Annotated in this window: 5 protein-coding genes; 3 read left to right on the forward strand and 2 right to left on the reverse strand. The window is 36.5% G+C overall.

The window, feature by feature from the left end; genetic code table 11:
- Positions 1–150 precede the first annotated feature (150 nt).
- Both AC27JL_RS18790 and AC27JL_RS18795 read right to left on the reverse strand, forming a co-directional pair.
- A complete protein-coding gene (locus AC27JL_RS18790) occupies positions 151–1557 on the reverse strand; it encodes a sensor histidine kinase (RefSeq protein WP_487196296.1) in 1407 nt (468 codons plus the stop codon).
- On the reverse strand, positions 1557–2231 hold the full coding sequence (locus tag AC27JL_RS18795) for a response regulator transcription factor (protein WP_487196297.1): 675 nt from the start codon (positions 2229–2231) through the stop codon (positions 1557–1559). The genes AC27JL_RS18790 and AC27JL_RS18795 overlap by 1 nt, the downstream gene beginning before the upstream one ends.
- 172 nt (positions 2232–2403) lie before the next feature.
- Here AC27JL_RS18795 and AC27JL_RS18800 point away from each other — a divergent pair, with 172 nt between their 5' ends.
- Genes AC27JL_RS18800 through AC27JL_RS18810 form a run of 3 tightly spaced genes read left to right on the forward strand, consistent with a single transcriptional unit; the run spans position 2404 to position 6389 of the window.
- The gene (locus AC27JL_RS18800) at positions 2404–4359 is read left to right on the forward strand and encodes an LTA synthase family protein (protein WP_487196298.1); all 1956 of its coding nucleotides are present in this window, start codon (positions 2404–2406) and stop codon (positions 4357–4359) included.
- Between the two features lie 2 nt (positions 4360–4361).
- Positions 4362–5990 carry a phosphoethanolamine transferase gene (locus AC27JL_RS18805; protein ID WP_487196299.1) on the forward strand — a complete coding sequence of 543 codons (1629 nt, stop codon included), beginning with the start codon at positions 4362–4364 and terminating at the stop codon, positions 5988–5990.
- A gap of 12 nt (positions 5991–6002) precedes the next feature.
- Positions 6003–6389 (forward strand): diacylglycerol kinase, encoded by a 387-nt coding sequence (locus tag AC27JL_RS18810; protein ID WP_024599461.1) that lies wholly within the window; start codon positions 6003–6005, stop codon positions 6387–6389.
- The last annotated feature ends 67 nt before the right edge of the window (positions 6390–6456 follow it).

Raw genomic sequence — 6456 nt, forward strand, 5'->3', positions numbered from 1 at the left:
GGATCTGTAAAATGTATAGTGATAACAACACCCTGCTAAGCCGCAGAAACGGAGTTGATTGTTTGATAGCTACCAGTACAATTAAGTATTTAGGAGCCTCATCACATAATTGCATTCCCCAGCCTTTATTTCTATGTAGGGCTAAATAAACTAATCAGTGTTTAAGGCTAAAGAGAATGTGATTTTTCTGTCACTAACTTCTGCACTTAATTGCGCATCAATTGCTTTACTAAGCGTTTTAGCGATTGATAACCCCAATCCAAAGTTATCATTCGATGTTCTTGAAGTGTCTTTTTGCCATAAAGGGTCAAATAATTGGTCTATATCATTATCACTCAAAGGTTCAATAAGGGAGTTAGTAACTGACAAAAATAAAAGTTTTTCTTTTGAAATCATTGTCGAAACTAAAATTTTTGAATTTAGTGGGCTGTATTGTTTAGCGTTGTTAACTAAATTGCTAATAATTGATTCGAGGGCAAACAAGTTGCTTATAATTGCTGGTGCATTCTCATTCAACTCCAAATTTACACGCGATAAATCAGTGTTTTCTAAGACTCTGGTAATGACTTGATTTAAATCACAAGCATCTTGTTTGATTAGCTTACCATTACTGTATTTATGTAATAGCAATAAGTTCGACACGATATTTTTAAGCCGTAAACTTATTTTCAACGCTTCAGGCTTAAAATCCTCATTGAGCTCAATCTCATTTGGAAACCTGATAGCAACTTCTGCCATATTTATAAGTTCGGCAATGGGCGTTTTTATTTCATGGGCAATATCGGATGTAAGTCGCTTTTCCCTTAGATAAAGTTGTCTATTCTCTTTAATAAAAGCATTTAAGCTTTCAACAATAGGCAAGAGCTCTTTAACTGGCTCTTGTATAAATATCTGTGAGCCTTCACTGGTAATACTTAACTGACTGATATCTTGGTTGAGTTTAATTAATGGCGCAAGTGATGTATCTATCGCCTTCCTGACAAATAATCGAATAAATACAATAACTGTAATTATGGTGACTATAAAAATAACGTCAATCAACCAAAGTACAAAATCAACTTCCTCAGAAGACGCTGCATAAGCTAAAGTCAGTGGCTCATCATTTGTTTTTTTATATGTGTCTACTGATGTATTGTCTTTTTCTTGTGGTATAAAACGACTATAAAACACCCGACCATCTCGGCCATCAGATAATTGTATAGGGAGTATTTTTGACTCGCCAATTTCTAAGCTTTCATATGGTAGGTTTTTAACTTCAAATAAATCTAAACTTTTTGAGCGGGTAAAAACACTTTCTTTGCTCCATAATTGAAAGTACTCAGGCTCTATTTCCCCTTCGAACTCGGGCAAAAACTCACTAGAAAAGTTAAACGAAAAACCTTCATTAGTTTTATGTACTAAGGTCATTAACATACCTGCTTTGGATTGCAGGCTGCGATCAAACTCATTATCTATCCAACTATCAACAGCAATGTCGGTTGCCAACAAAATGCATAAAACAAAGCTAGTTATAGTTACCGAGAGTGTAACAACTAATTTACTGCGAATAGATTTCATTATTGTCCTTGTACAATATAACCAAAACCACGTTTGGTCTGAATTGGCAGCTCCCCCCCTGCAACTCTTACTTTTTTGCGAGCAGATGATAAATGGGCTTCAATCGAATTCTTTGATATCAAATCATATTGCCCTGCAAGGTAGGTACTTAGCTTTTCTGCACTAAACACTTTATTTTGATTGCTAAATAAACATTCGACAATTTTGTACTCGTTGGGTGTTAAGTCGATAACATGGTCAGCCACTTTTAGCAATTTTAACTGTAAATTCAGTGCTAAATTATCAATAGTTATGCTATCACTCATCATCTTCAATCCTCCACGGCGCATTAAATTTAGCAGTCGAGCGTGGAGCTCATCAAATGAAAAGGGTTTAGTCAGGTAATCATCCGCTCCTGTTAAAAGCCCTAAAACACGGTCTTCAGGTTCTTGCTTAGCTGACAAAATTAAGACTTTAGAATCAAGCTGTTTGGTTCTTATGGTTTGCAATAAAGTAATACCATCGATACTCGGTAACATAATATCAAGTATTATAAGCTCATACTCACCTGTCATCGCCATACTCAGCCCTTGTGCACCATCACCGGTGTCATCAACCGCAAAGCCTAGATTTGCTAAGCCAATTCGTAAACTACGCCTTAGTGACGCTGAATCTTCAATTATTAATAACTTCATGTGTTACTCATTCACCTGAAATGCATCTGCATCATTAGGTTACGCCATATAGCTTAAGTTTTACTTAAGACTTGCTTAAGTTTCCATATTTTAGCCAATATTAAGTTTAGACTCAGGATTTCTTAAGTTTCGGTTTTTAGTATTGCTGCAATTATTAAGATCGAGCACAACTATGACAGCAAATACTTCCGTTTTAAAACCCTTGTTGCGTTTTACTATTATATTGATATCAATCTTTATAACTTCCCGCATTGCTTTATTGTTTTGGCAACATTCAAGATTAAATGATGGTGATATTTGGCCGATCATATCAGGAGCAATCAGAATAGACTTAAGTAGCATTGGATACTTAGCAACTATTGGGGTTTTTATACTGATACTGCATGTAGTTGCACGCCCTAAAACAGAGCTTTTCCAGCGTATTTTTACACTTTACGGTAGCTGCGTTGTAACTGTAGTTGTTATTGTTGAAGCATCAACACCTGCATTCATCAATCAATATGATGTAAGGCCTAACCGATTATATATTGAATACCTTGATTACCCACAAGAAGTCTTCTCAATGTTAGTGCATGGCCATCTTTTTGCAATGCTAAGTACATTGCTTTTGGCCTCGTTAACAAGCGTTTATAGCTATCGCCTTTTATGCAGAGCATTCACACAACCACCGTCACTGAAAAAAGCATCTAATTTACCCATTCTAATGGCTGCTTTAATAATCTGCTTATTTGCTGCTAGAGGTACATTAAATCACCGACCGCTTAACCCTGCATTAGTCTATTTTTCTCAAGATTCACTAGTAAACTCACTTGTTCTTAACTCCACTTACAGTGTTGCGTTTGCGCTGAAAAACATGGGTAATGAAAAAAGTGCCAGTAATTTGTATGGCACAATGCTTCGTCAACAAATTATAGATACGGTCAAAAAGGCTTCTTATCGAAAACAGTTTGTCGCTGGAAATATTCCAACCTTGGCGCACAACAAGCCTTTTGTGTCTGGTGTTAAAAAAAACTTAGTTATAATACTTGAGGAAAGTTTAGGTGCCCGATTTGTTGGAGAACTTGGTGGGTTAGATATTACGCCCGAACTTGATAAGCTATATCAACAAGGGTGGGGGTTTGACAACCTTTATGCTACGGGCACGCGCTCCGTAAGAGGTATTGAAGCAATTACCACAGGTTTTACACCATCACCATCTCGCTCAGTAGTTAAACTATCTAAATCGCAGCATAACTTTTTTTCACTAGCGGATGTATTGAGTCAAGAAGGTTACAAAACACAGTTTATCTACGGCGGTGAAAGCCATTTTGACAATATGAAAAGCTTTTTTCTAGGAAACGGGTTTAACGATATTGTTGACATCAACCATATTGAAAATCCCCAGTTTATCTCCTCTTGGGGGGTAAGTGATGAGGACTTATTCAATCAAGCAGATAAAGAACTGACTAAATTAAGTAATTCGACAGAGCCATTTTTTAGTCTTGTATTTACTTCTAGTAATCACGATCCGTTTGATATACCACAAGGCAAAGTATCGCTACCCAAAGGACATAACCCTGAAAACTATAAGCGTGATCTTGCAATTAAGTATGCCGATTACGCACTAGGGAAATTTATAAATAAAGCAAAAACACAGTCGTACTGGGAAAACACCGTATTTTTGGTTGTGGCAGACCATGATGTGCGTGTTTTTGGCTCTGAACCTGTCCCTTTGAAGTCTTTTCATATACCCGCTGTTGTTTTAAACAGCGATATGAAAAGTAAACGCGATCCAAGACTCGTTAGTCAAATTGATCTACCTGTTACTTTGATGTCACTTTTAGGAATTGACCAAGCAACCCCTATGCTGGGCTTTGATCTGACTAAAAGTTATCCAGTTGAACGCGCAATGATGCAGTACTACGACAATTTTGCATACCTAGAAAATGATCGCGCTGTCATCCTAATGCCAAATCAACAAACCAGCTATTGGCGCTATAACAAACAAACCAAAATACAAGAAAAAAATGAACAGCAAAACGCAGATCAAACGTTGGCTGAAAAAGCACTCGCTCATGTGTTATTTAGCAACTTAGCTTACACCGAGCAGCTTTATCGTTTAGCTGATAAAAGTAGTGATAAGGAATAACTATGAAAATTGCTTTTAAAAGATTTAGTATTTCGTCTTGGCAAGTAAGTTACAGCCAATTTGTTTGCTTAGTTTCAATGTATATCGTTATCGCATTTAATGGCTTGTTTTTATACAATACTTTTATGGCTGCAACACAGTCAGGGCATATAAATTGGCTTTTTATCGCGTCGGTCCCTTTATTGCTTTTCTCATTGACTGTTTTAGTTTTAAGTTGGTTGTCCTTAATTACTTTTGTTAAAGCTATACTTCTATTTAGTGTTTTAGTTTGCTCATTGTTGTTTTATTCAACACTTAATTATGGCGTTATTTTTGACAAGAGCATGTTACAAAATATTGTTGAAACAAATTCAGGTGAAGCATTTTCATACTTGAACTTTCAGCTTGTGTTATTTATTTTTTTATTGGGGATTGTACCTACTTACTTATTTTCCAAGTTCACAATTATTGGGAGTTTTAGAGTTCGTTTAAAAAGTTTTACGAAGCTAAATCTATCAGCTTTGCTCTGTTGTGCCTTAATCGCTGTACCCTTTTATAAAGAGTACGCTTCTGTTGGCCGCAACAACCCACAGCTAACAAGTTATATCACCCCGTTTGCATTCTATACAGCAAGTTATAAATACCTGAGGGATAATTACTTTTATCCACCATTACCTTTCAAGGTACTCGATAACTTGCCCACTTTAAAAAATAAAACGAGCACCTCGCTAACTGTAATGGTTGTCGGGGAAACAGCTCGGGCGGCTAACTTTTCACTACAAGGCTATAGTAGAGCAACGAATACTTATACTCCCAAGTTAGGCGTAAAGTATTTTAGTGATGTTTCATCGTGTGGAACGGCGACGGCTATTTCAGTCCCCTGTATGTTTTCACGACTGAACCGCAAAGAATATGATTCTCGGCTTGCTAGTAGTCAAGAAAATGCTCTAGACATTATTCAGCGAAGTGGTGTTGAAGTAACATGGATTGATAATAACAGCAGCTGTAAAGGAGTGTGTGCTCGCATCAAATCAGACAACATTGAGCCGAATAAAGAACATCCGTTATGTGATGGTCATTACTGTTTTGATGAAATATTAGTTACGAAACTAGCAGACAAGATAGCGACTAGTAACGCTAAACATAAATTGGTTGTTCTACATATGATAGGTTCACATGGACCAACTTATTATCGTCGTTATCCTGAACACGAAAGTTTGTTTAAACCTGATTGCTCTCGAAGCGATATTCAGAACTGTAGTACAACTGAACTAACAAACACATATGATAATACTATCGCATACACAGATAAGGTGTTAAGCCAGTTGATAAAAGTATTACAAGCAAGTAACGAAACAAAGAAGTCACTCCTATATGTGTCAGATCACGGTGAGTCACTTGGTGAGAAAGGTTTATACCTTCACGGGTTTCCATATGCATTAGCACCAAGCGAGCAAACCCAGATTCCAATGATTTTTTGGAGTAATAAACTCGCTAACTCTAAATTTAATCATTGTATTGAGTTACAACGCTCAAAAGTATTTTCACACGACAATATTTTTGACACTTTACTTGGCTTAACTCAAGTAAGCAGCAGTCAATACCAACCTGAATACGATATTTTTAACGCCTGTAAGGCCCTAAGTCTATAAAGAGAGTTTCCAATGCAATTTGATAGTGCAAATAAGCCGTCAGGTATTAATCGAGTAGTTTTAGCTTTTAAAAATTCACAGCGTGCATTTAAATGGCTTGCTAAAAATGAAGCTGCTTTTAAACAAGAGCTTTTTTTACTCGCTTTATCGCTAATTATTATTTCGATTTGGCAGATAGGTATTTACGAAAAGGTCATGCTACTAATCTCTGTTTTATTTGTGATATTCGCAGAGGTTGTTAATACAGCAATAGAAGCAACAATAGACAGAGTTGGCTTAGAGATTCATCCATTGTCAGGTCTCGCTAAAGATTTAGGCTCCGCAGCAGTATTAATTGCGCTATTGATAAGTTCATTCGTCTGGATTTCTGTATTTATAAGCTATATTGGTTATTTTTAAAATTTATCCAATCTCAATGATCGCTTATCGCTCATTTGCGACCGTCGCCTAAACTCGTTTTGGGGCA

It is taken from the genome of Pseudoalteromonas sp. 4NS20-0020 (assembly GCF_057554385.1).

Coding starts and splice junctions, on each gene's coding strand:
- AC27JL_RS18790 (WP_487196296.1), bottom strand. CDS start 1,557: ATGAAATCTATTCGCAGTAAATTAGTTGTTACACTCTCGGTAACTATA.
- AC27JL_RS18795 (WP_487196297.1), bottom strand. CDS start 2,231: ATGAAGTTATTAATAATTGAAGATTCAGCGTCACTAAGGCGTAGTTTA.
- AC27JL_RS18800 (WP_487196298.1), top strand. CDS start 2,404: ATGACAGCAAATACTTCCGTTTTAAAACCCTTGTTGCGTTTTACTATT.
- AC27JL_RS18805 (WP_487196299.1), top strand. CDS start 4,362: ATGAAAATTGCTTTTAAAAGATTTAGTATTTCGTCTTGGCAAGTAAGT.
- AC27JL_RS18810 (WP_024599461.1), top strand. CDS start 6,003: ATGCAATTTGATAGTGCAAATAAGCCGTCAGGTATTAATCGAGTAGTT.